General features: G+C 63.7%; 22 protein-coding genes. 15 read left to right on the top strand and 7 right to left on the bottom strand.

What is annotated here, in order from left to right; genetic code table 11:
• Positions 1 to 68: 68 nt before the first annotated feature.
• Positions 69 to 221 carry a hypothetical protein gene (locus ACFC3J_RS14940; protein ID WP_375196924.1) on the bottom strand — a complete coding sequence of 51 codons (153 nt, stop codon included), beginning with the start codon at positions 219 to 221 and terminating at the stop codon, positions 69 to 71.
• A 142-nt stretch (positions 222 to 363) separates the two neighbouring features.
• On the opposite strand from ACFC3J_RS14940, the gene ACFC3J_RS14935 reads away from it, so the two are divergent.
• From ACFC3J_RS14935 to ACFC3J_RS14910, 6 genes are all read left to right on the top strand, one after another.
• On the top strand, positions 364 to 4,062 hold the full coding sequence (locus tag ACFC3J_RS14935; protein ID WP_375196923.1) for a cellulose synthase subunit BcsC-related outer membrane protein: 3,699 nt from the start codon (positions 364 to 366) through the stop codon (positions 4,060 to 4,062).
• Positions 4,062 to 4,538 carry a cellulose biosynthesis protein BcsD gene (gene bcsD / locus ACFC3J_RS14930; RefSeq protein ID WP_375196922.1) on the top strand — a complete coding sequence of 159 codons (477 nt, stop codon included), beginning with the start codon at positions 4,062 to 4,064 and terminating at the stop codon, positions 4,536 to 4,538. The genes ACFC3J_RS14935 and bcsD overlap by 1 nt, the downstream gene beginning before the upstream one ends.
• On the top strand, positions 4,528 to 5,541 hold the full coding sequence (locus tag ACFC3J_RS14925; RefSeq protein ID WP_375196921.1) for a glycosyl hydrolase family 8: 1,014 nt from the start codon (positions 4,528 to 4,530) through the stop codon (positions 5,539 to 5,541). Before bcsD ends, ACFC3J_RS14925 begins: the two co-directional genes overlap by 11 nt.
• 222 nt (positions 5,542 to 5,763) lie before the next feature.
• Entirely contained in the window at positions 5,764 to 6,051 is a 288-nt protein-coding gene (gene groES / locus ACFC3J_RS14920; protein WP_066558920.1) for a co-chaperone GroES, read from the top strand.
• Positions 6,052 to 6,152: 101 nt separating this feature from the next.
• Positions 6,153 to 7,796: a chaperonin GroEL gene (gene groL, locus ACFC3J_RS14915; protein ID WP_375196920.1), complete on the top strand. Its 1,644-nt coding sequence runs from the start codon at positions 6,153 to 6,155 to the stop codon at positions 7,794 to 7,796.
• A gap of 341 nt (positions 7,797 to 8,137) precedes the next feature.
• Positions 8,138 to 8,752 carry a hypothetical protein gene (locus tag ACFC3J_RS14910; protein ID WP_375196919.1) on the top strand — a complete coding sequence of 205 codons (615 nt, stop codon included), beginning with the start codon at positions 8,138 to 8,140 and terminating at the stop codon, positions 8,750 to 8,752.
• A 112-nt stretch (positions 8,753 to 8,864) separates the two neighbouring features.
• Here ACFC3J_RS14910 and ACFC3J_RS14905 read toward each other — a convergent pair whose 3' ends face one another.
• Positions 8,865 to 9,548, bottom strand: a complete 684-nt coding sequence (locus ACFC3J_RS14905; RefSeq protein WP_375196918.1) for a GNAT family N-acetyltransferase — start codon at positions 9,546 to 9,548, stop codon at positions 8,865 to 8,867.
• A gap of 289 nt (positions 9,549 to 9,837) precedes the next feature.
• Between ACFC3J_RS14905 and ACFC3J_RS14900 the strand changes: the two genes are divergently transcribed.
• On the top strand, positions 9,838 to 11,706 hold the full coding sequence (locus ACFC3J_RS14900) for a putative bifunctional diguanylate cyclase/phosphodiesterase (protein WP_375196917.1): 1,869 nt from the start codon (positions 9,838 to 9,840) through the stop codon (positions 11,704 to 11,706).
• A gap of 53 nt (positions 11,707 to 11,759) precedes the next feature.
• Here ACFC3J_RS14900 and ACFC3J_RS14895 read toward each other — a convergent pair whose 3' ends face one another.
• Entirely contained in the window at positions 11,760 to 12,698 is a 939-nt protein-coding gene (locus ACFC3J_RS14895; RefSeq protein ID WP_375196916.1) for a crotonase/enoyl-CoA hydratase family protein, read from the bottom strand.
• Positions 12,699 to 12,975: 277 nt separating this feature from the next.
• Between ACFC3J_RS14895 and ACFC3J_RS14890 the strand changes: the two genes are divergently transcribed.
• Positions 12,976 to 13,155, top strand: coding sequence for a hypothetical protein (locus tag ACFC3J_RS14890; protein ID WP_375196915.1), 180 nt, complete (start codon positions 12,976 to 12,978; stop codon positions 13,153 to 13,155).
• Positions 13,156 to 13,232: 77 nt separating this feature from the next.
• Entirely contained in the window at positions 13,233 to 14,363 is a 1,131-nt protein-coding gene (gene tgt, locus ACFC3J_RS14885) for a tRNA guanosine(34) transglycosylase Tgt (protein WP_375196914.1), read from the top strand.
• Positions 14,364 to 14,389: 26 nt separating this feature from the next.
• Here the strand turns inward: tgt and ACFC3J_RS14880 are convergent, their stop codons facing one another.
• Both ACFC3J_RS14880 and ACFC3J_RS14875 read right to left on the bottom strand, forming a co-directional pair.
• Entirely contained in the window at positions 14,390 to 15,940 is a 1,551-nt protein-coding gene (locus tag ACFC3J_RS14880) for a sensor histidine kinase (protein WP_375196913.1), read from the bottom strand.
• Between the two features lie 199 nt (positions 15,941 to 16,139).
• Positions 16,140 to 16,358: a NepR family anti-sigma factor gene (locus tag ACFC3J_RS14875; RefSeq protein ID WP_375196912.1), complete on the bottom strand. Its 219-nt coding sequence runs from the start codon at positions 16,356 to 16,358 to the stop codon at positions 16,140 to 16,142.
• 318 nt (positions 16,359 to 16,676) lie between these two features.
• Between ACFC3J_RS14875 and ACFC3J_RS14870 the strand changes: the two genes are divergently transcribed.
• The 6 genes from ACFC3J_RS14870 to prsR all read left to right on the top strand — a co-directional run bounded on the left by ACFC3J_RS14870 (position 16,677) and on the right by prsR (position 23,823).
• Positions 16,677 to 17,471 carry a response regulator gene (locus tag ACFC3J_RS14870; protein ID WP_375196911.1) on the top strand — a complete coding sequence of 265 codons (795 nt, stop codon included), beginning with the start codon at positions 16,677 to 16,679 and terminating at the stop codon, positions 17,469 to 17,471.
• A 357-nt stretch (positions 17,472 to 17,828) separates the two neighbouring features.
• Positions 17,829 to 18,476, top strand: coding sequence for a sigma-70 family RNA polymerase sigma factor (locus ACFC3J_RS14865; protein ID WP_375196910.1), 648 nt, complete (start codon positions 17,829 to 17,831; stop codon positions 18,474 to 18,476).
• Positions 18,477 to 18,528: 52 nt separating this feature from the next.
• Positions 18,529 to 18,798, top strand: coding sequence for a hypothetical protein (locus ACFC3J_RS14860; RefSeq protein ID WP_375196909.1), 270 nt, complete (start codon positions 18,529 to 18,531; stop codon positions 18,796 to 18,798).
• A 177-nt stretch (positions 18,799 to 18,975) separates the two neighbouring features.
• Positions 18,976 to 20,364, top strand: coding sequence for a TIGR03013 family XrtA/PEP-CTERM system glycosyltransferase (locus ACFC3J_RS14855; protein ID WP_375196908.1), 1,389 nt, complete (start codon positions 18,976 to 18,978; stop codon positions 20,362 to 20,364).
• Positions 20,365 to 20,374: 10 nt separating this feature from the next.
• Complete coding sequence (gene prsK / locus ACFC3J_RS14850) at positions 20,375 to 22,459, top strand: XrtA/PEP-CTERM system histidine kinase PrsK (protein WP_375196907.1); 2,085 nt, start codon at positions 20,375 to 20,377, stop codon at positions 22,457 to 22,459.
• Positions 22,459 to 23,823: a PEP-CTERM-box response regulator transcription factor gene (gene prsR / locus ACFC3J_RS14845; protein ID WP_375196906.1), complete on the top strand. Its 1,365-nt coding sequence runs from the start codon at positions 22,459 to 22,461 to the stop codon at positions 23,821 to 23,823. The genes prsK and prsR overlap by 1 nt, the downstream gene beginning before the upstream one ends.
• Before the next feature lie 125 nt (positions 23,824 to 23,948).
• Here prsR and ACFC3J_RS14840 read toward each other — a convergent pair whose 3' ends face one another.
• Together ACFC3J_RS14840 and ACFC3J_RS14835 are read right to left on the bottom strand one after the other, a co-directional pair.
• A complete protein-coding gene (locus ACFC3J_RS14840; protein ID WP_375196905.1) occupies positions 23,949 to 24,482 on the bottom strand; it encodes a response regulator transcription factor in 534 nt (177 codons plus the stop codon).
• A partial coding sequence (locus tag ACFC3J_RS14835) for an ATP-binding protein (protein WP_375196904.1) occupies positions 24,472 to 24,987 on the bottom strand: 516 nt, incomplete at its 5' end. The genes ACFC3J_RS14835 and ACFC3J_RS14840, both read right to left, overlap by 11 nt.

Here is a 24,987-nt window from a genome sequence, read left to right as displayed (position 1 = left end):
GGCCGACGGCCACGGCTGCCGCCTGCACGTACTGGATGACTTGGGATTCTTCCATCGGATTCTCCGGGTCAGGCCGGCCGCAGCGACGCCATGTAGGCGCGCCAGCTGCCGTGGTGCGAGATGTCGGCGGCATCGGCGGTCGCCAGCGCCTCGCAGGCGAAACCCTGCACCTGGCTGCCGTCGGCCTTCGACACGCGCGCGTAGCCGATCAGGGTCGTCACAAATACGCTCGTTTGCGTGACAGGCGGCTCGCCGCCGTCCAACCGAACGAGATACTGTCACTCAACGCGTTCCCCTGTCTACGCTCCGCGAACGGTTCGTGCCCAGGTTTCGTGACGAGCATCGGAGCCGGCCACCGTCGCGATGCGCACCCTCCTCTCACCCGCACAGCGGGCGGTTCTCTTCGACCCGCCCGACGACCGACCGACGGTCGAGCGTCTCTATACCCTGGGGCCGGACGACCTCGCCGAGACGGCGCGGCGGCGGCGCGCCTCCAACCGGCTCGGCTTCGCCGTGCAGCTCTGCTACCTGCGCCACCCCGGACGCCCCCTGGAGCCCGGCGAGACACCGTCGCCGGCGCTGCTGCAGGTCCTCGCCGGTCAACTCGGCTGCGAGCCCGGCATCTTCGCCGACTATGCCGGCCGGGAGACGACGCTTCGCGAGCACCGGGCCGAGATCGAGGCGCGGCTGGGACTGCGCGGCTTCGAGCGCAGCGACCGTTCCACCCTGCTGGCGGTCGCGATGGCGCCTGTCGCCGTGCGGGCCGAGGTGGCGGGAGTGGCGCCGTTGCTCAAGCAGGCGCGCTACTGGCAGTCCAAGGGACGCGGCGATCTGGCGCGCCAGGCCTATAATCGGGTGCTTGCGATAGACCCTTCCAATGCGGAGGCGAAGCGCGGCCTCACCGGTTCCGCGCCGAAGACGCAGCTTCAGCCGCAACCCCGGCCGCAGCCCCAGCCCCAGCCTGCCAAAGCGCAGCCCGCGCGCGCGGCGGCTCCGGAACCCAGGACGGCACCTGCACGGACGACCCGCACCGACCGGGGCGGTGATGCGAGGGCGGCCGGGTTTCGCGCGCTGGAGGCCGGGCAGCTCGACACTGCGGCGGCGCGTTTCCGCACCGCGCTGTCGGTCAATGCCAATGACGGCGACGCGCTGGGCGGCATGGGCATCGTGCGGTTGCGCCAGTCGCAATTCGCGCAGGCCCGCGATCTGTTGAGCCGGGCGTCGCGATCGGGGGGCGCCGGAAAATGGGCCGAAGCGCTGGCGTCGGCGCGTTTCTACGCCGATCTGGATGCTGCCCGCACCGCGCTTGGCAAGGGCGATCTGGCGCAGGCGGAACGTCTGGCGTCCGCGCTCACACAGTCCGGTTTTCGCGACAGGGGGCCGGCGGTGTCGGTCCTCGCCAGCGTCTACGAGCGGCAGGGCCGCTATGGCGAAGCGGCGGAACTCTATCGCCAGCTGGGCAAGGATGGCGGCAGCGCCGTTGCGGCGCAGGCGAATGCGACCCGCAATGAAGCGCGGGCGGCGCTGGATGCGGGGGATACCGCCCGTGCAGAACAGTTGCTGCGCGCCGCCATGGGCGGTTCGCCCAACGATCCCTGGGTCGCCTATGACCTGGCCGGGCTGCTTCAGCAGCAGGGCCGGGTTGCCGAACAGGATGCGCTGGTCCGCCAGCTTGCCTATTCGGACAAGGCGGAGCCGCTTTATGCCGCCGCGCTGATCCTCGACCGTGCGGGCCGCACCGGCGACGCGCAGGCCGTTGCTGCGCGTATTCCCGAAGGGCAACGCACGGCGGAAATGCGCAATTTCATCACCAGCCTCGGCGTTGCGGCCACGGTCGTTCAGGCGAAGGCCGCGGCGGCGCGCGGTGCGCAGGGGCAGGGGCTGGCGATGCTGCGGCAGGCATCGGAAGTGCGTGGCCTCTCTGCCGACCGCATGGGCGCGCTGGCGCAGGCCATGCTGGATCTGGGCGACGCCCGCGGCGCGAGCCAGCTTGCCATGCAGGCGCTGGACGCTCCCGCCACCGATCCCGGCGCCTATGATGCGGTCGTGCGCGTGCTGGCACAGACCGGTCAGGACGGAATGGCGATGAACGCGGTGCAAAAAGCCTCGACGCTTGCCGGGCCTTCCCTTCAGGGGCAGCGCGACCTTGGCAATTTGCGGGCGGCGCTGGCTGCTTCGCAGGCGGACCGGATGCGACAGGCGGGACAGTTCGCCCCGGCCTTCGACATGTTGCAGGCGGCGTGGAACGATGCGCCGGGCAATGCGGAAATCCTTTCGGCCCTTGCGCGGCTTTACCAGTCGGGCGGGCTTAATGCGCAGGCGGCGCAGACGTTCCGCATGCTGCTGGCGCAAAAGCCCGGCGATCGGGACGCCATGGTCGGCCTGATCGACACGGCCTCCGCCGCAGGTGACCATGACATGGCGCGGGCCGTGACGCAGCAGGCGATCCAGGCGTATCCGGGGGACTATCGGGTCTATATGGCCGCCGCCCGGATGGCGCGTTCGAAGGGCAACGACAGCGAAGCGTCTCGTTATCTGAAGACCGCCAAAACACTCTACATGCGCGAATCCGGGATGACGCCAGGGTCGGTGATGCCCAACGGCAATCCCTTTGCGGCGGCGCCGCAATCCGCCAATCCCTTTCGGGCCATGGCGGCGCCCCAGCCGGTCAACCCCTTCGCGCTGAGCGGCAATGCTGCGGCCATTTCCGCGCCCTATGCGCCGCCCATGAGCTTCGCGTCGCAGCAACCCGTTCAGGCGACCGGATACGCCATGCCCGGCACGACCGCCGCGCCCGCCTATCAGTCAGGCGCGCAGGCCAGCGCCATGCCGGGCACGCCGGATGCCATGCCCATGCAGCCTTATGGCTATCCGTCTGGCAGCGCGGCCGGCGTTCCGGCGGACCCGGTGCTGGCGCAGATCGATCGGCAGTTGCAGGATGCCGCCAACGAATCCGGCCCGCGCGTCGATGTCGACACCGGCTACCGCTCCCGTTCGGGCGAGACGGGCCTCAGCAAGCTGCGCGAAATGACCGGCAGCGCCCAGCTTTCCACCAATGTAGCGGGCGGGCGCGTCGGCGTGAAGGCGAGCGCGGTGGTGCTGGATTCGGGCCGTCCGACCGGATCGGGCCTGGCCCGCTTCGGCACCAATGCGACGCCGGAAGCACAGGGCATTGTCGATGAGCTGCCGTCGCAACTGACCAGCGCCGAAACCCAGCATGAAAGCGGCGTCGCCATCACCGCCAGCTATGTCAGCAATCTCCTGAAGCTGGAGGCGGGCACGACGCCGCTCGGCTTCCCCAAAGAGCATGTGACGGGCAAGATCGAACTGACGCCGCGTCTGTCGACCAATGCATCGGCGCGGATCTGGGCCGATCGCAAGCCGGTCACCGACAGCATCATTTCCTACGCCGGGACGGATGATCCGCGCTCGGGCGCTTTCTGGGGCGCGGTGATGAAGAGCGGCGGCGGCCTGTCCCTGTCCTATGACAAGGCCGGCAATGGCGTCTATGCCGACGCCTCCTATTATCATTATGACGGCACTGCCGTTCGCGATAATGAGAGCATCGAAATCAACGCCGGCGGCTATCTGCGCGCCTGGCAGGATGCCCGTTCGAACCTGTCTGTCGGGTTCAACGTCAATTATCAGAATTACGACAATAACCAGAATTACTTCACCTATGGCCATGGCGGCTATTTCAGTCCGCAAAGTTTCCTGAGCGTGAATTTCCCCGTCCGCTACTGGACCAGCAGCGGGCCGATGACCGTTCAGGCCAGCGTCGCGCCCGGCTATCAGAGTTATGACCAGCAGGGCGAAGCGGTCTATCCGACCGAAGCGGGCGCGCAGGCCGTTCTGGACTATCTCAAGTCCCAGAACAGCGACGTCCGCGCCCGATATGACAGTATCAGCAAGACCGGCTTCGGCCTGTCTGCGGCTGGCTCGATTTCCTATCAGGTCAGCCCGAATACGCGGCTTGGCGGGGAACTGAATATCAACACTTTCGGTGAATATAAGGAATTCAAGACCCTGATCGGACTCAAGCAGAGCATTGGAGGCCATTGATGCTGTTCACCAAGGATTTTCCCGTTCCCGGCGAACAGGATGCCGTCATGTTCTCGACCGGAAACGACCCCTTTGCGCGACTGCTCAGCGTGATGCTGGGCGAAATCGCCTCAGCCGCGAAGGCGGACCAGATGCAGGGTTTTTTCCTGGCGGTCGGCAAAAGGCTGGCGGACAGCTATCCGGTCGGTCAGGCGAAGGCCATGGACAGGCTCATCCAGCACAGCAACATGGTCTGGCAGATGCTGGGCATGGGCAATGTCCGCTTCGAACTGGACGATGAGGGGATCGACATCTTCCATCATGGTCTGCCCGCGAAGCTGGAGGGGGACGGCGAAGACCTGTGGGCCAAGGCGGCGCCCTTCATCCTGCAGGGCGCCTATGACAGCTGGTTCCGACAGTTGGGCAGTGGCGAACGGCTCAGCACCGCCATCCTGCGCGCGGAAAGTGGCGGCATCGAATTGCGTCATGGAATTTGAGCGGCGCGCGCTTCTCGCTGCCCTTGCCTTTGCCCTGACGACCGGTTGTGCGCGCGCCCGATCCGCGGCCGATGGGATGACGCTCGATCCTTCCCTGTGGCGCGCTTACACGGCGCGCTTCCTGCTTCCCGAAGGTCGGATCGTCGACACCGGCAATGGCGGCGTCAGCCACAGCGAAGGGCAGGGTTACGGCATGCTGCTGGCGCAGGCCGCGGGCGACCGCGTCGCGTTTGACGCCATGGCGCGATGGACCGATCAGACCCTGTTGCGCAGGGATGTGGCCCTGCATAGCTGGCGCTATAGCGCGGGGCAGGCCAATCCGGTTGCCGATCCCAATAATGCGACGGATGGCGATCTGTTGATCGGATGGGCGTTGCTGATGGCGGGACGGCGCTGGGCCGTGCCTGATTATCTGAAGCGATCGGCCGCCATTCGGGATGCGATCGCGCAAAGGCTGATCGTGCGGAAGCAGGGATTCACCCTGCTGCTGCCGGGCCTGGCCGGGTTCGACAAAAAGGACAAGGTCGTACTCAACCTTTCCTATTATGTCTGGCCCGCCATCGATGCCTTTGCGATGCTGGACGCCCGTTCATGGGTTCCGGTCCGGGACGATGGACTCCGGATATTGAAGGCGGCCCGCTTTGGACCGTCAAACCTGCCGGCCGACTGGCTCGACATCAAGGGGGACAGGCAGGTCGAACCGGCGGAAGGGCGCGACCCGGTTTTCGGCTTCGAGGGCATACGCATTCCGCTCTATTGCCTCATGAGCGGACGGCGCAACGCATGCGATCCCATTGCGCGCTACTGGTCGTCGCTCAGCCGTGCGGGGAAACCGATCCCGGCATGGGTCAATGTCGTGACCGGCGAGACCGCGCCCTATGCCCTTTCAAGGGGCGGAACCGCGATTGCGGGCCGGTTGCTCGGCCGCAATGCGCTGTTCAGCGGTCCCGACGGCGATTATTATTCATCGACCCTTGGGTTGATGAGCCAGCTCAAACCCTGACCTGCGGGCGGAAACGGCGTCTTCCGGATTTTCCTGCGGCGCGCAAAAAAAAATTCCGCCACCTCTTGATCGGTCCTGCCGCCCGTCCATATGAAACGGCGCTGGCACTCTCTCTTGGGGAGTGCTAACAGGCTCAGGTTCTTAGGGAGAGGGAGCCGGATTCGCTGTACAGGCGGTCCATCCCGATCCCATTCAACGTCGTAAGAGGGAAAGGCACACAACATGGCATTTCGTCCGTTGCATGACCGCGTTCTCGTTCGCCGCGTAGAGGCGGAAGAGAAGACTGCCGGCGGCATCATCATCCCCGACACCGCCAAGGAAAAGCCGCAGGAAGGCGAGATCGTCGCCGTCGGCACCGGCATCAAGGCCGAAGACGGCAAGGTGACCCCGCTGGACGTAAAGGCTGGCGATCGCGTTCTGTTCGGCAAGTGGTCGGGCACCGAAGTCAAGGTCGACGGTGAAGACCTGCTGATCATGAAGGAATCGGACATTCTGGGCGTCGTCGCGTAAAGCGGCGGACCAGAGGACCATTCCAGTTTTTCGCGGATTTCCGACACTTTGAACGGTGTGAACTTCGCAAGATTTGCAATTCTCTAGAGAGGTAAAAGATCATGGCAGCGAAGGACGTAAAGTTTTCGCGTGACGCTCGTGAGCGCATCCTGCGCGGCGTCGACATTCTGGCCGACGCGGTCAAGGTGACCCTGGGCCCCAAGGGCCGCAACGTCGTCATCGACAAGAGCTTCGGCGCGCCCCGCATCACCAAGGACGGTGTTTCGGTCGCCAAGGAAATCGAACTGAAGGACAAGTTCGAGAATATGGGCGCCCAGATGGTCCGCGAAGTCGCTTCGAAGACCAACGACATCGCCGGTGACGGCACCACCACCGCGACCGTTCTGGCTCAGGCGATCGTTCGCGAAGGCATGAAGTCGGTCGCCGCCGGCATGAACCCGATGGACCTGAAGCGCGGCATCGACCTCGCCGTCACCAAGGTCGTCGAGGACATCAAGGCCCGCTCGAAGCCGGTCGCCGGTTCGAACGAAGTCGCCCAGGTCGGCATCATCTCGGCCAATGGCGACCGTGAAGTCGGCGAAAAGATCGCCGAAGCCATGGACCGCGTCGGCAAGGAAGGCGTGATCACCGTCGAGGAAGCCAAGGGCCTCGATTTCGAACTGGACGTCGTGGAAGGCATGCAGTTCGACCGCGGCTACCTCTCGCCCTACTTCATCACCAACCCGGAAAAGATGCAGGTCGAACTGGCTGACCCCTACATCCTGATCCACGAAAAGAAGCTGTCGAATCTGCAGTCGATCCTGCCGATCCTCGAAGCCGTGGTTCAGTCGGGCCGTCCGCTCCTCATCATCGCTGAGGATATCGAAGGCGAAGCGCTGGCGACCCTGGTCGTCAACAAGCTGCGTGGCGGCCTGAAGGTTGCTGCGGTCAAGGCACCGGGCTTCGGCGACCGTCGCAAGGCCATGCTGGAAGACATCGCCGTCCTGACCAAGGGCGAAGTGATCTCGGAAGATCTGGGCATCAAGCTCGAAAACGTGACCCTCGGCATGCTCGGCACCGCCAAGCGCGTCACCATCGACAAGGACAACACCACCATCGTCGATGGCGCCGGTGACGCCGACTCGATCAAGGGCCGCACCGAGCAGATCCGCGCCCAGATCGAGACGACCACGTCCGACTATGACCGTGAAAAGCTGCAGGAGCGTCTGGCCAAGCTGGCTGGCGGCGTGGCCGTCATCAAGGTCGGCGGCGCGACCGAAGTGGAAGTCAAGGAGCGCAAGGACCGCGTCGACGACGCGCTGCACGCGACCCGCGCTGCTGTGGAAGAAGGCATCGTCCCCGGTGGCGGCACGGCGCTTCTTTACGCGACCAAGGCGTTGAAGGACCTCAAGGGCGCTAACGACGACCAGACCCGCGGCATCGACATCATCCGCAAGGCCATCGAAGCGCCGCTGCGCCAGATCGCCACGAACGCGGGCGTCGACGGCGCCGTCGTCGCCGGCAACCTGCTGCGCGAAAATGACGAGACCAAGGGCTTCAACGCTGCGACCGACACTTACGAGAATCTGGTTGCCGCTGGCGTCATCGACCCGACCAAGGTCGTCCGCGCTGCCCTGCAGGACGCTGCTTCGGTGGCTGGCCTGCTGATCACCACCGAAGCCACCATCGCCGAACTGCCCGACGACAAGGCTGCTCCGGCTGGCATGCCGGGCGGCATGGGCGGCATGGGCGGCATGGACTTCTAAAGCGATCGAAGCGGGTGGGCTTTGGCCTGCCCGCGGTTCGATCGCGGCAGAGGGACATGTCCTCGGTCAAGCGATAACGAGAAAGGCCGGTGGAGCGATCCACCGGCCTTATTCTGTGCCGGGTGATGGGGGTGCGATCCAGGGTAAAGCGCGGGTTGCCGGTTCGCTCCCCCTCATCCAGCTCTGCTCAGGCTCCTTCGTCGCCAGGACTGGTTGTCCTTCTTCTTCGAAGGAAGAAGGAATCGCTTGGATTGGCCAAATTCTCCCCGCACCCGTTCATTGACGCCCCACGGTGACAAGGCGTAAATTGCGTGCTGACATCCGGTGGAAGGGATGCGCCCATGACGATCACCGCATTGTGCAAGCGCTGGACAAGAGCATTGGCGATGACAGCCACGGCTCTCTCGCTCGTGCACACGGCACCCGTCTCCGCGCAGTCGGTCATCCTTCCGGAAGGCATGGCGATCCCGCTGGAGACGCGCGCGGATATCTCATCCAAGACCGCACGCAAGGGCGACAGGGTGGAACTGGCTGTCGCCCGACCCGTGACCATCGGCGGCGTTACAGTGATAGCGGCCGGAACCCCGGCAGTGGGCGAAATCACCCGCGCCCGTGATAATGGCCTCTTGGGCCGGTCTGGCAAGCTGGACATTCAGGTCACCAGTCTGAAAACGGGCCAGTTCGCCATCCCTCTTCGGGGTCAGCGGGACGTAAAGGGCAGGTCCGGCACTCTGGGCGCGGTCGGCGCGGGCATCGTTTTCCTGCCGCTGGCGATCCTGATCCGCGGCAAGGACGTCAAGGTGCCCGCGGGCACGAAATTCGACGTCTATGTCGATCAGGAGATCAGGCTTCCCTCCGCCGTCTCGGCCTCCTCGGACATTGCCGGCACGGCGGACAGTCCGGCATCTTCCGGTGCGATCAGGTCGATCGATCCCAACGATACCCTCGCCCGTTAGCGCGATTTTCCAGACAAACGGAATCGATCGCTGGTCAAGAAGTCGCGCTAATGCCAGAAATTAGAGCGGTTGATCTGATGCAATCGGATCGCAAACCGCTGAACGGTCCCAATCAGTCCTTGGCGATCACCATCATGTGCATTCTCGCCCGCACATGAAAGCCCAGCGTCTCATAGAGCGCGACTGTCGCCTCATGCGCCGCATAGGCATGGAGAAAGGGCGTTTCTCCGCGCTCAAGCATGGCCCGCGCGACGATCTGCATCAGCGCCTTGGCATAGCCCTTGCCCCGATGGTCGGGGTGCGTGCAGACCCCGCTCACCTCGGCAAAGCCGGGCACGCGCATCCGCTCGCCCGCCATGGCGACCAGCTTGCCCTGATCCCTGATCCCTATAAACCGTCCCAATCGGTGGGTGAGGGGCAGAAACGGCCCCGGTTTGGTCATCAGCGCCAGCGCCCGCATCTCTGCCGCATCATCGTCGGTCAATAGCAGGGGGGCGATCGGCGGGGCGTCCCCGGCAATCTGCTCCGCCACCATCTGCACCAGCATCGCTTCCCGCAGCATCCGCGTGCCGGGCGGCGTCATGATAGGTGCCGGCTCAACCAGCCACGCCTCGCCGCCTTCGGGTACCAATGTTCCCAGCGCAGCCTGCGCCTCCATGCTGTCGTCGGCGGCAGCGGCGAAGGGGCCAAAGCGCGGGTCGATCCGCAACGCGCACGCGTTGCCCTGCGCCAGCGAGGACCAGCCGCTGTTCAGGGCATTCCAGACCGGACGGTGGAGGGGATGGCATGTCACCATGGCTGCATTGTCCTGCGGCCGGTCGGGAAAGCAAGTCTTTCCCGCCGTCGAATGAACGTCCGAACGAATTTGTGATTGATTCCGTAACGACCGTCTCATTTCGGATGTCTTTGCGCGGCGGTGATTTACCAAATGGAAATCATGTTTCGCCAATGGTGGAGAGGACGTGCCACGCCATAGCCGAAACTTGATCGCCACCTTGCGCGCGCGCTTTGCGCCAGACACTCAGCAGAGTGCTGAAGTGCAGGCGAATCTTGTCAAATCGCTGTACGCATCCCCGGCATCGCTGATGATCGGTGCGGTAGCGGGTGGTTCGCTGGGTGCGGTGGTCGCCTGGCATGCGCAAAGATCAGCCATCACCGCGATCGTCATCCTGATCGGCCTGGTCGGCCTCAGCCGCTCGGTCTCCGCTGTCTATTTCCAGCGGCAACTTGCCCACCAGCATGCACCGACCCGGCCGATCTGGGGTCTGGCCTATGAGTTGGGGGCGTGGGGCTATGCCGCGCTGCTGGGCATATTGGCGTTCGCCACGCTGCTGCTGACCCAGGATACGTCCATTCATACGCTGAGCGTCTGCCTTGTCGCCGCTTATTCGGGTGGCATTGCCGGGCGCAACGCGGGACGGGTGCATATCGCCATCGGCCAGACATGTTTTGCGCTGCTGCCCACCTGTCTTGGCCTCGTGATGGCGGGCGGCCTTGGCTACGCCGTGCTTGCGACGATGCTGTTCCTGATGATCTTCGCCATGGCAGAAATCACGAAAACCACCCACCGGATCGTGGTGGAAGCGCTGCAGGGCAAATATGAGAAATCGCAGCTCGCCAAGAAGTTCGAGCGGCTGGCACGCTTCGACAGCCTGACCGGCGTTGAAAACCGCATGGCGATGCAGATGCGCCTGCGCGACCTGTTCGACGGCCGAAGATCCGATCAGGAACCGATGGCAGTGTTCTGGATGGATCTCGACCGCTTCAAAGAAATCAACGATTCTCTGGGGCACATCATTGGCGACCAGCTGCTTTGCGGGGTCGCCGAACGCCTATCGCATGCGCTGGACGGGCGGGGGTATGTGGCCCGTTTCGGCGGCGACGAATTCATCCTGATCTGCCCCGGCGCAGACCCGGCCATCGCCGAACAGATTGCGGGCGATGTGATGGGCGAGTTCGGCCATGATTTCGAGGTCAGCGGCTATCATCTGACCGTGACTGCCTCCATGGGCATTGCCGTGGCGCCGGAGGATGGCCGCGACAGCGAAGAACTGCTCCAGCATGCCGACATGGCGCTCTATCAGGCGAAACATGCCGGGCGGAACCGCCATGCCCGCTTCGCCTGGTCGATGAAGGAGCGGCAGAACCGGACCTATGATCTGGAAATGGGCCTGCGCGGCGCCATGGCCAATGGCGAGCTCATGCTCCATTATCAGCCGATTTTCGATACCACGACGGGCAAGATCGCCAGTTGCGAGGCGCTGATGCGCTGGGATCATCCCACGTTGGGCCGCATTTCGCCCGCCGAGTTCATTCCCATTGCCGAAAGCTGCTCGCTGATCGAGCCGATCACTGCCTGGGCGCTGCAGCGGGCCTGTCAGGACGCGATGGAGTGGGACGAACATGTCCGCGTCGCAGTCAACATCTCGCCCGTTCTGATCAAAAGCGATGGGTTGCCTCGCGCGGTCATTTCCGCGCTGATGCAATCGGGACTGAAGGCGCGCCGGCTGGAGCTGGAGGTCACCGAATCGATCTTTCTGGAGGATAGCGGGCGGACCAACCTGATCCTGTCCGACCTGCAACGCATCGGCCTGCGACTGGCGCTGGACGATTTCGGGACGGGCTATTCCTCGCTCGGCTATCTGCGCGACTATGCCTTCGACACGATCAAGGTCGACCAGAGCTTCATGCGCGGGGTGGAGGATAACGGCCGCTATCGCGCCATCGCACAGTCGGTCGCCTATCTCGCCCATGCGTTGGACGTAGAGACGGTGGCCGAGGGGATCGAGACGGAGGAGCAGCTGCGCTACGCCCGTGACATGGGCTTCACCAACGTTCAGGGTTTCGTGCTCAGCCGTCCGATGCCTGCGGAAGCGCTGCTGGACATGATGGAGACCATGCGCCGCAAGGCGGGGGACAGCGTGGCGCTGTTACAGGATCGCCGTCGCGCCTGAGCGGACGAAACGGAAAGATGCCGCGCCGCGCCAACCTGCGCATCGCCCGCCCGCTATTTATGCAAGCGGGTCTGAGCCGATGCCAGGCGCCGCATCATCCGGACATCCTTGGGGTCGAGCTTGAGTGCGGTCGCGGCCCAATGCTCCACAATGTCCTTCAGCTCCGCATATTCCAGCGGATCGACCCGGCGGCCAGCCTCGAAAACGCCGACATGGCCGGCATGGCGCTTCTGATTCTCGCCGATATAATCGCGCACGGCCTGTTCGCCCTCGCCATCTTCGGCCAGGATCGTGACCACGCCCATGTCATACATTTCCTCGGCGGTATAGACCTTGCCTGACAGGATCATGCGTTCCGCCATGCGGTGGCCCAACTTGCGGGCGAGGATCGAATAGGCTCCCATGCCGGGGAACAGGCCGAAAAGCATTTCCGGCAGACCGAAGCGGGCGCTGCGCTCCGCAACCACGATGTCGAAGCACAGCAGCGCTTCAAAGCCGCCGCCCAGCGCATCGCCCTGCGCCAACGCGACCGACACCACCGGAATATCGGCATTGCGCCAGGCCCGATGGACGACATCGATGCAGGCATGGCCATATTTGACGAGGGCGGGCAGGTCGCCGCGCTCGATGCAGCCCGCGAACAGTTCCAGGTCACCGCCGAGATTGAACACGCCCGGAAAGCGGGAGCCGAGCACCATATATTTGAGCGGCAGTGCGCCGTCTTCGAACAGACGCTGCGTTTCGGTCTGCCACAGGCGAATGTCACGCAGCATCGCCATGCTGTAATTGGGCCGATTCGCAGGTGTCATGAAAGCCCAAAGTGTGCCTGCCGGTTCGTCCCAGCTGACATCGATCTGGCCCAGATCGAAGAGGGTCGACTTGCCGATTTCCAGCGCGGGAGTGACGCTTTCCGTAGCGGCGGAAAGGGGCGAAGGAACAGGCAGCGTACCATCTTCCTCGGGCGTCAGATACGCCGGAGTCAGATCGTCCATCTGCTCTCTCGCCGAATTAAATCGCCCGGAATCAATCATATCAGTCCCCAAACTGCAACTGAGCATGAGGAAAACAGTGTTGCGGACCAGATGCAACCGTCCCAATGCCGAACATCTTGGGGTTAACCATTTTTGTTACGCACTGTTGCGCAGATGGCGCCCAAAAATGGCCGTTTTAATGGTTAATGTTGTATTAATATCACAAAATCCACCTTCCTGAAATTAACCAGAATCCTTGGCAGGCCTTTGTTAACCTTTATTAATTATGACCGGGCTCATGAACACGCCCCGAACCGATAGACAGCTTGTGACCCTGCTGCTGCACGACGACCAAGGCGAGTCCTGGCAACTCAGCCTGTCCGCCGATTGTCTTTGCTTCGTCGGCTCTTACCGACGGGTCGAGGGCTTCGACATTGATGCCGTCGTAGCCTTTGACGGGCTGCGCCGGGAGGGTTGACCCTGCGCTCTGCTTTTGCGCGATTTGCCCACGGTCAGATGTTCCATCCGAGGTGAAATCGCTCTAGAGCGCGCGATGTGAACCATCCCCGCTTTTCCTTTTCGATCGCCGCGACTGACGGCAAGGCCCGCACCGGCACCATCCAGATGCGCCGGGGCGACATTCGAACGCCCGCCTTCATGCCGGTGGGTACCGCCGCCACGGTGAAGGCGATGCGCCCGGCCGAGGTGCGCGCGACAGGCGCCGACATCATCCTTGGCAATACCTATCATCTGATGCTCCGACCGGGCGCCGAACGCATGGCGCGGCTGGGCGGACTCCACGGCTTCATGGGTTGGGACCGGCCGATCCTGACCGACAGCGGCGGCTATCAGGTGATGAGCCTTAGTGCCCTTACGAAGATGAGCGAGGAGGGGGTCGCCTTCTCCAGCCATATTGACGGGTCGAAGCATATGCTGACGCCGGAGCGGTCGATGGAAATCCAGCGGTTGCTGGACAGCGATATCGTCATGGCCTTCGATGAATGCACCAAAAATGGCTGCACCCATGATGAGGCGGCGAAGTCGATGGAGCGTTCCATGCGCTGGGCGAAGCGCTCGCGCGACGGCTTCGACGCTGGCGGCGAGCATGCGCAGCGGGCGGCTCTGTTCGGCATCCAGCAGGGATCGCTCGACGAAGGACTGCGGCGGATTTCGGCCGAAAAGCTGATCGACATCGGCTTTGACGGCTATGCGGTTGGCGGTCTTGCGGTGGGCGAGGGGCAGGAGGCGATGTTCGCTACGCTGGATTTCGCGCCCGACATGCTGCCGGCGGACAAGCCGCGCTATCTGATGGGCGTGGGCAAGCCCGACGATATCGTCGGCGCGGTCGAGCGCGGCATCGACATGTTCGACTGCGTCCTGCCCACGCGCAGCGGGCGCAATGGGCAGGCCTTCACCTGGGCCGGGCCGCTCAACATCCGCAATGCGCGCTTCGCCGAGGATATGGGGCCGCTCGATCCGCGCTGCGATTGCCCGGTCTGCTCGACCTGGAGCCGCGCCTATCTGCATCATCTGGTGAAGGCCGGGGAAATGCTGGGCGCGATGCTGATGACCCAGCATAACATCCATTTCTACCAGTCGCTGATGCAGGCGATCCGCGATGCCATAGCAGCCGGACGGTTTGCCGGCTTTGCCGCCCATTTCCGTCGGGATTACAGGCGGGCCTGACGGTCAAGGCCAATCAGGCCAGGCGATCAGGGCAGAACGGTGATCGCAATGGCGTAATCGCCGGTTTCCGGGTCATGCTCGAGCGGCGCCCGCAGCTGGCGGGATAGGCCGGTCAGGACCCGCCCATAGCGTTCCTCCAGTCGTCCGGTCATCTCCGGCGATCCGCGCAAGGCAGGCGAGGCGATGTGCAGGATCGCCCGTTCATGCCGTCCTTCCTCAAGCTGGACGGCGATGCGCATCGCCGTGCGCGGGTCGGACAGCATGGCCAGTTCCACCAGCTCGGTCAGCAGAAAAGCGACCGGCACCGCCACATCCTGACTGATATGCAGATTGTCGCTCTCTATCTGGATGCCGAAGCGGCGCGCTTCGGCCGGTGCGGTGCCGCGCAGGCTGGCCGACAATTCGCTGATCAGCGACCGCACGCCGACCCCGTGATTTTCCTCCAGCTCCGCATAATGGTTGCGGTGCACAACCGAAAGCGCATCGACCCGCCGCTGGATGGTCGCGTAGGCCTCCACCGCTTCGGCATCATGCGCCGACCGCGCATGCAGGTTGATGAGGCTGGCGATGATCTGAAGGTTGTTCTTGACCCGATGGTGAACCTCGCGGGTCAGCTTGCGCTGTGTCTCCAGCCCTTCTGCCATTTCCGCCTCATGGGTGGCGACGTCCTCGCTGATCTCCCGGAAGGTGTTGCCGAGCGCGACGATTTCCTGCGCGGGCGTGCGGATGCGGCGCATGGGTTCCAGCACTTCGCCCGGCTGATAGGCCGCGACCGTTCGGCGCAGCAGCACCAGCGGCCGGATAAGCAGGCGGTTAACCACGAACCAGCCGATCGCCGCCGCCGCGAACCACATGACCAGCGGCAGGAATAGCGAGAGCATCCGTGCGAGCGTTACCGGCGGATCGCGCAGAATCATGGTGAGGGTGATGCCGGCGGGGTCGAGCCTGGCGGACAGGGCGGTGCTGCGTCCGCCCGACAGGGCTGCGGGGCGGGTGATGAGCAGTTGTCTGCCCCCCTGGTGCAGCGTGATCTGGCGGTTTTGCAGAGCGCCTGCCGGGCTGGTGATCGCTTCCAGCAGCGCGCGCGAATAATAAGCGAGCGCGACCACCCGGCCATCGTTGCTGACCGCGCGGCTGACGAGATATTGCGATCGTGGCAACAGTTGCGCGCTCTCTCTTGCAAAACGCTGTGCCGGCGGCACACCTTCCGGTTCGGGGGCCGACGCACCGCACAGGCGCCGCCCGCCGCGATCATAGATATAATAGCGCCCGCCGCCGCGATCGTGCGAGGAAAGAAAGACCGCCAGCCGCTCGCACATGCTGGCGTCAGGTCCGGTGGCGGCGAAGGTGTTGGCGGTCAGCATCAACGCCATCCGGTCGGAAGCAAGATCGGCCGACAGTTTGCGCGCGCTTTGCGTGACCGCGACCCGCAGCAGCGCTTCCTTTTCCAGGTCCGTCGTGCGGATAGCCTGCAGGGACGCGACCAGCGCGATCAGGCCCAGCGGCAGCAGCGCCAGTGTCAGGATCAGGAACATCTTGACGCCGGTGGACTGGATAACGGCGTTCAGTCTTCGCATGAAAGAGGGTGCCGACGAGGCAGGGTCCTGCGGGACCGCCGATTCAGGACTGGAGACCATTTACCCGACGCTGATGATTGACCATCGCATCTTTCAGGAACCGTGGCGTTTGGCAAGCCGGGCCGACGCTGCTGTGGCGACGAAGCGTCATATCCTTCTTCCCGATCCTGTTCCATGGCCGCCGGCAAAGGCGGGGGCGTCAGTCCAGTTTGCTGAGCAGGTCGAGCATTTCGGGGGGAATATCCTCATCCACGGCCCGCTGATAGACGGACCGCAGGGCATTGGCCACCTGGCCATCATCCTTGGGCGCGCGTTTCTTGCGGGCGGCACCGCCCTTCACGCCCGAACCCGGAGTGCTGGCGCCGACATCTTTCCTGTCCCCTCCCGTCACATCCCGTTCCGTCGTTGAAGCAACCAAAACACGCCCCTCTGAAGCCATCACCATCTACGTCAGCCTGCTCTTCTTGCGGCTTTCCCCGATGACGTCAATTCGACGTCAGAGGAATGAGAACATAAAAATCCAAAGATTTTCGAAAAAACCAAACGCCAGTGAAACAAATCCTCCGCTTGATGGTTCCCTTGTCCGAAGCATTTTTTGCCCTTGCGGCGGGGATTGGGCCACTCGCTCATTCTGAAGGGGGAAGGGGGCTTGCCACATCGGCATCGTCCATCCATCCTTGTCGACCGGCGAATGTTTCGGAACAAGACGCCCATTGGGCTGGGAGAAATTTTACAGATGTCGCTTGGTCAGCAACTGCACCCCCATCTTCCTTTCCTGCGCCGTTATGCCCGCGCACTGACAGGCAGCCAGGCGCACGGCGACGCCTATGTCCGCGCAACGCTGGAAGCGATCGTGGCGGCGCCGGAGGAGTTTCCTGCGACCGTCGACCCGCGCCTTGGCCTTTACAAGACCTTTCACGCGATCTGGTCGTCCTCGCATCTGGAGGATGTGCCGGTGCTGCCGGGCGCCGATGGTCAGGAAGCCGTCGCCCAGGCCCGGCTCGCCCGGCTGACCCCGCTGCCGCGCCAGGCCCTGCTGCTGACCGCGCTGGAGGGCTTCACCGTCGACGATGTCGGGTATCTGATCGGTCTCGACAGCGATGACGTCGAAGCGCTGGTGAAGGAGGCATTGAGCGAGATCGAGGCTCAGACCCGCGCCAAGGTGCTTATCATCGAGGACGAGCCGATCATCGCCATGGACATTGAAACCATCGTCCGCGACCTGGGCCATGAAGTCACCGCGATCGCCGTTACCCGCGAGGATGCCGTCCGCGAAGCCCTGGCGGAACGGCCGGGCCTGGTGCTGGCCGATATTCAGCTGGCCGATGATTCGAGCGGCATCGATGCGGTGAAGGACATTCTTGCCGAATTCTCCGTGCTGGTGATTTTCATCACAGCCTTCCCGGAACGGCTGCTGACGGGCGAGCGGCCGGAGCCGACCTTCCTCATCACCAAGCCGTTCCAGCGTTCCACCGTGAAGGCTGCGATTTCGCAGGCCCTATTCTTTGATGAGGCGACGGCTCCGGCCTGATCATTGGGGGCCGGACGCAGGTTAGCTTTCGAAAATTACGCCGGAAAATGGGGAACCCCCAACCGCGACTCGCGTTATTCATGCGTAACGATCGGGAGATGGCCGGTAGTGGAGGAGGAGCGGCACATGCCGGCGGAAGAAGCTCGGTCGGGCTCTACCCCGCATGTGGTGCGCTACATGCTGGGCATTTCGCTGACCCTCGCCATTATTGCGATGATCGTGATATTGTGGGGCAATTAAGAACCGCCGCGGCAATTGGCGCTTTTGCAAGAATAAGGTTAGGATGCGGACGCACATATGGCTTTGACGACTTCGGTTCATGCAGCGAGGACGACAGCCGATGAGGGGGTTGTTTCCATGAGCGACGGCGTGAGCCACGATGTGGAGCGCGAAACCCTGTCCGACTCGGACTTCAAGCGCGAACTGGCGGCAGTAATTCCCCATCTTCGCGCCTTTGGCCGGTCGTTATCGGGCAACCGGGACGTCGCGGACGATCTGGTGCAGGAAACCTTGCTGAAAGCCTGGGCGGCGCGCAGTCGTTTTCAGGCGGGCACCAACATGCGGGCCTGGACCTTCATCATCCTGCGCAATCATTATCTCTCGCAGATGCGCCGGTCGCGTTTCCGCGGCGATTGGGACGATCTGGCGGCGGATCGGCTGCTGGCGGCGCCCGCCGGGCAGGACAAGCATGTCGAACTTTCGGACATGCAGCGCGCGCTGCTTCAACTTCCCCAGCCGCAGCGCGAGGCGCTGATTCTGGTCGGCGCCGGCGGCTTTGCATACGAAGAGGCGGCGGAAATATGCGGCGTTGCGGTCGGCACGATCAAGAGCCGCGTGGCGCGGGGGCGTGCCGCGCTGGAGCAGATACTGGAGAATGGCGAACTGCCTTCGCGCCGCAGTCAGGACAGCAGCGACGCAGCGGTGCTTGATGAGATCATGGACGATGTCGACCGTCTGAGCCGCGGCCGCGAAATCAGGGAAGATACCGACTCCGACGATGAATAATCCATGATAATGTCCTGACTCCATTCCGCTTGTCAGGATCGGGAGAAGGAGAATGGTGGAGGACGGGGGGAAATCCCCCATTTCCGTTCGTGATCCGTTGGAACCGGACCCCCCGGTGGACCGGCCGCGCGGCAGTCTGGTCATATTCCTTCTGGTGGCCATCGCCCTGATCCTGGCGATCGGCTTTTTTTACATGACCAAGGATCGCAACGACAATCAGGCCGACGCCCTGATCGATTCTGCCAACTCCGCCGACAGCGCAGTCCATGTGGTGGGCGACGCGGCTCGGAATGCCGCCGATACGCTGCGCAAGCGCGATTAAGCTTGTGCGTGCAGGCGCGTTCGCTCCGGCGCCTGCCATCTCGTGCTTCCGCCTTTCACCTGTTCAGAAATTCTTTGCGATTCTCGTGCATTGTGCCGGGCAATGTCGGATTTTCTTACAGCGATTGTAAGCTGGTCCGGTCCTTGCCCGCGGGGCACAGCGGGGTGAGCGCAACGAATGATAAGATTGTTCAAACATTATGTGCCGCACGCGGTGCTGCTGCTTGGTCTGCTGGATTTCATGCTGCTGGTAGGCGCAGCGGAAGGCGGCTGGATCCTGCGCGCCCGCCAGATCGGCATGGATGTCGATCATGTCATGAATCGCATTGGGCCGCTCCTGAGCTTCGGCATCGCGATTCAGACTGCCATGATCGCGGTCGGCGTCTACGGCACCGAAGCGCTCCAATCGATCCGCTATGCGCTGGCGCGCCTGCTGGTGGCGATTTCGCTGGGCGTGCTGTTCCTGTCCGTCATGCATTTCGTGCTGCCGGACATCACGCTCTGGCGATCCAACTCGCTTTACGCCATGGGCCTTGCCATCGGTCTGCTTCTGATGATCCGCCTGCTGCTGGGGTCAATGCTGGGCGGCGAAGCGTTCAAGCGGCGGCTGGTGGTGCTGGGCGCGGGCAATCGCGCCAACCGTATCCGGGAGATTGAGGAGCGCAAGGGATCCGGTTTCCTGGTCGTCGGATACATCGCTATGAACGACGGCGCGCAGGTGATCCCGGAAGCCATAAATCGCAGCGCCATCTACAATCTTGCCGATTTCGTCGTGCGGCTGGCCGCGAGCGAAGTGGTGCTGGCGCTCGAGGAGCGGCGCAACGCATTGCCGCTGGGGGATCTGCTGCGCATCAAGACCACGGGCGTTCATGTGAACGAAATTTCGACCTTCCTCGAACGCGAAACCGGCCGCGTCGACCTCGACAGCGTCAATCCCAGCTGGTTGATCTTCTCCGACGGCTTTTCCGCGGGCCGACGCCTTTCCAGCATTGCCAAGCGGCTGTTTGATATCATCGCGAGTTCCATTCTGCTGTTGCTGACAGGCCCCATCATCCTGCTCGCGGCACTGCTGGTGAAGCTCGACAGCAAGGGCCCGGCTTTCTACCGTCAGCAGCGTGTCGGCCTGTTCGGCGAGGATTTCTGGATCGTGAAGCTGCGCACGATGCGGCAGGATGCAGAAGTCGCGGGACAGGCGATCTGGGCAGAAAAGGATGATCCGCGCATCACGCGCCTCGGCTATTGGCTGCGCAAGCTGAGGATCGACGAACTGCCCCAAACCTGGACGGTGCTGAAAGGGGAGATGAGCTTCGTCGGCCCGCGCCCCGAACGGCGCCAGTTCGTCGAGGATCTGGAACAGCATCTGCGCTATTATGCCGAACGCCATATGGTGAAGCCCGGCATCACGGGCTGGGCGCAGATCAACTATCCCTATGGCGCATCGATCGAAGATAGCCGGCACAAGTTGGAATATGATCTTTATTACGCCAAAAACTATACGCCCTTTCTCGATCTGCTGATCCTCCTCCAGACTCTTCGGGTCATCCTCTGGCCCGAAGGCGCAAGATGAGCGCCGGGCTGTGAGCGTCCTGCTGCAATTTGTCGGTGATTGGGGGCATGCGCTGGCGGCCGTGCTGTTCGCGGCGCTCGGCATCTTCATCCTGCGCCGGCGCGATGAGGCGCCGGAACAGCCTCTACTCGCCGCGGCGCTCCTGCTGACCTCCTGCTGGTCGCTCTATGTCTCCTTCGGCGGCGTGGAAAGGCCGCTTACCGGCATTGGCGAGAATATCCGCAACGCCGCCTGGCTGCTGTTGCTGTTCGTGATGCTGCGGCGCGGGCCGGCTGCCCGTGCCGGGTCGCTGGTTGCGATCGGGGCGGTCTACGCGGCGGTCGCCGGCCTCATCATGCTCCAGACCTTCACCGACCTCATCTGGCGGCAATTGCCGGTCATGAGCGAGTTGCATCGCGCGCTCGTCCATGTCTCGCTGATCCTGCACATGATGACAGCGATCGGCAGCCTGATGCTGGTCCATGATCTATACATCAGCTGGCCCACACGGGAACGCGGCAGGGTTGCTCTGCTGCTGGGCGCGCTGGCGGCGATGTGGACCTACGACCTCAACCTTTACGCCATCGGCTATTTCGCCATGGAGCGCGCCAATATTCTTTACGCTCTGCGCGGACCGATGATGGTGCTGCTGGCGCCGGTCATCGCGGTCGCAATCCGCAATGACATGGCCGGGCGGCTGCAACTTTCCCGCACACTGACTCTTCAGTCGCTCTCGCTGGCGGCGGCCGCCCTCTATGTGGTGGTGCTGGCGACAGCGGCGGTGCTCTTGGAACTGGTGGCAGGGCCTTATGCCCGGCTGATCGAGATTGGCTGCGTCTTCTTCATGGCCGTCAGCGCGCTGGTGCTGTTGCCCTCGCGCCGGTTGCAGGCCTTCTGGAAAGTGCAGGTCGCCAAGCATTTCTTCCAGCACCGCTATGATTATCGCACGGAATGGATGCGTTTTGGCGACACGATTGGTCAGGCTGGCGGACGACCGGGCGACAACGCCCTGCCGCTGGGCGAGCGCGTGGCGAAGGCGGTGGCCGACATCACCGAATCGCCCGCCGCCATCCTGATGCTGCGCGCCGAGGATGGGGCGCTGGCGTTCGAAACCCACTGGAACTGGAGCGGAGAGCTGCCCGCCGGCGCGGTCGTTCCCGCGCCGCTCGCCGCCCTGATCGAACAAAGCGGCTGGATCATCGACATTGACCGCCCTCCCAGCGGTGCGGGAGAGATTGCCGCGCCGGGCTGGATGAGCGTCGACCGACGCGCATGGTCGCTAGTGCCGCTGATTCATTTCGGCCGCCTGATCGGCGCCATCCTGCTGGCGCGCCCGCCGATCGACAGGCGGCTCGACTGGGAGGATTTCGACATGCTGCGCGCCGCCGGACGGCAGGCCGCCAGCTATCTGAGCGAGGCCCAGGGACAGCAGGCGCTGGACGATGCGCAGCGCTTCGAGGAATTCAATCGCCGCTTCGCCTTCATCATTCACGACGTCAAGAATCTGGTCAGCCAGCTTTCCCTGCTGGCCCGCAACGCGGAGCGGCATGCCGACAATCCCGATTTCCGCGCCGACATGCTGCTGACCCTGAAGGAGTCGGTCGGCAAGCTGAATGATATGCTTGCCCGCCTGTCGCAGCACAACAGGGGCAGGGCCGAAGATCCGCGCCCCATGGAGTTGCGGGAGGTAGCGGAGCAGGTCGTTCGATCGCGCGCGCGCCAGCATGCCATCCGCCTTTCGGGGGCTGCGCCGCTCGCGCTGGCCGACCCGGCAAGGGTCGAGCAGATCCTGATCCATCTGCTTCAGAACGCCATAGACGCCAGCGCGCCGGACAGCCCGGTCGAATTGCGGCTTTCCGCCGACGAGGGCTGCGCGCTGTTGGAGGTGGTAGACCGGGGGCGGGGGATGACCGCCGAATTTGTCCGCCGCGACCTGTTCAAGCCTTTCTCGTCCAGCAAGACGGGCGGTTTTGGCATCGGTGCGTTCGAAGCGCGCGCGCTTGCTCAGGCCATGGGCGGGCGGATCGAGGTGGAAAGCCAGCCGGGGGTCGGCAGCCGTTTCACCCTGCGCCTGCCGCTGGCGCAGGAAAATTTGAGTAGGGGGAAGGCCGCCTGATGAGCGACACGCGACCGAAACTGTTGATCGTGGAGGATGATCCGGGCCTCCAGAGGCAATTGCGCTGGGCCTATGAGGAATATCAGCTCTTCATTGCCGGCGATCGCGAGGAAGCGATCGAGATGCTGCGCGAACAGGCGCCGGACGTGGTCACGCTGGACCTTGGCCTGCCGCCCGATCCCGACGGCACGAGCGAAGGTTTTGCCACGCTGGCCGAGATTTTGCGCATCAAGCCCGATACGAAGGTCATCGTCGCCTCCGGCCATGGCGCGCGGGAGAGTGCGCTGGGCGCCATTTCGGGCGGTGCCTATGATTTCTATCAGAAGCCCGTCGACATTGATGAGCTGGGCCTGATCGTTCGCCGCGCCTTCCATGTCCATGCGCTGGAGAAGGAAAATGTGCGGCTCGCCGAAACCGCGCCGGAAAGCGGCCGGGTTCTGGGACGCCTGATTACCGCCGCGCCGGAGATGATGAAGGTCGCGCGCACCATCGAGCGGGTCGCGGGTGCGGACGTTTCGGTTCTGTTGCTGGGCGCCAGCGGCACCGGCAAGGAATTGCTGGCGCAGGGGCTGCACGATGCCAGCCCCCGGCGCGAGGGGGCGTTCGTGGCGATCAACTGCGCCGCAATTCCCGAAACGCTGCTGGAAGCAGAACTGTTCGGACATGAAAAGGGCGCCTTTACCGGCGCCGTCAAGACAACGCCCGGCAAGATCGAACTGGCGCAGGGCGGAACGCTGTTTCTCGACGAAGTGGGGGACATTCCGCTCGCGCTTCAGGTGAAGCTGCTGCGCTTTCTTCAGGAACGGGTGATCGAGCGGATCGGCGGACGCCAGCCCATCGCCGTCGACACGCGGATCGTCTGCGCGACGCATCAGGATCTGGAAGCGATGATCGCGGCGGGCACGTTCCGCGAGGATCTTTACTATCGCCTCGCCGAAATCACGGTGCCCATTCCCGCACTCAAGGACCGCCCCGGCGATCCGGCGCTGCTGGCGCGGCATTTCCTGAACCGCTTCGCCAAGGACATGAACCCCCAGGTCAAGGGTCTCGCGCCCGATGCGCTGGCGGCGCTGGACGCATGGGGCTGGCCGGGCAATGTGCGCGAGCTCGAAAACCGGGTGAAGCGCGCCGTCATCATGGCAGACGGCAAGCATGTCACCGCCGCGGATCTCGATCTGGACGGCGACCGGGGAGAGGGGGGCGACGTCGTCAACCTCAAGGCAGCGCGGGAAATGGCCGATCGCCGAGCTATCAGGCGGGCGATTGCGCGAACCGACGGCAATATATCCGGCGCGGCGAAGATACTGGGGATTAGTCGGCCTACGCTTTACGACCTGCTCAAACAATATCAGATGCAGGGCTAGAGCGATTTCCAAGCGAAAGGAAACGATCGCCCGTCAAGAAATCGCGTGAAGACCAGAAACTGGAGCGGTTGATCGGACGCAATCAGATCGCAAGCCGTTCCAGGCCGCTTCCACCCCCCACACCCTCATCCCACCTGCCGCTTGGCCAGCTTCCGGGCAAGCGTCCGCCGGTGCATGCCCAGCCGGCGCGCCGCTTCGGAGATGTTGAAGTCGCTGTCTTTCAGCACCTCATGGATGTGTTCCCATTCCAGCGTCTTGATCGAGGTTGGGCGTGGCGCAAGCGGCGTGGAGGGGTCGCCCGACGACCGCGCGAAGGCCGCCTCGATATCGTCGGTGTTCGACGGCTTGGCGAGATAGTTGGAGGCGCCCAGCTTGATCGCGTCGACCGCCGTCGCGATACTGGCAAAGCCGGTCAGCACCACGATCAGCATCGCGGGATCGTGGGCGTGGAGCGTCTGCACGCAGACCAGCCCCGATTCCGGACCAAGTTTCAGGTCCACCACCGCATGGGTCGGCCGATGTGTTTTCAGCAACGCCGTCAGCGCCGCATGATTGTCCGCCGTCAGCACGGCATAGCCCCGCCGCTCGAAAGAGCGCTTCAGCGTTCTGGCGAAGGCTTCGTCATCCTCGACCAGCACAAGCAGGCGTTCATCGCTCATTGGGCTTCTCCTCTTCCAGCGCCACCGTGCCCAGCGGCAGGCGGAGCAGGATCAGCGCCCCGCCATCGGCGCCATTGCTGGCCGACACGCTGCCGCCCAGCTTGCGCACGACATTGACGACCAGAAACAGGCCAAGGCCATGGCCTTCCTTGCCCTTGCTCGAGCGGTAAGGCTTGCCGAAATCCTCCAGCATTGTCTCGGAAAAGCCGCTGCCATTGTCGCGCACGGCGATGTTGAGCGACGAACTGTCGCGCCCCACCAGCAGGTCGATATAGGTCGCGCCCGCCTCTCGCGCATTGTCCAGCAGATTGCCGATCGCCTGCCGGATCACCGGATCGGCGATGATGCGGGGATAGTCGTGCGGTCCGAAATCGCAGCGCAGCGGCATGCCCGGATTGGCCCGGCGCCATTCCATCGCAATGCCGTCGATGAAGTCGCGCACATTGGTCACTTCCGGCGCCTCGCCCCGCGCCTCGCCGGAGGAGAGGAGAATGCCGGTGACGAT

Source organism: Sphingobium sp. (assembly GCF_041987595.1).
In the GTDB taxonomy this organism is placed as follows: Bacteria; Pseudomonadota; Alphaproteobacteria; order Sphingomonadales; family Sphingomonadaceae; genus Sphingobium.
The sequence above is the reverse complement of the archived record's forward strand: the minus strand, read 5'-3'. Positions and strand labels throughout refer to the sequence as shown.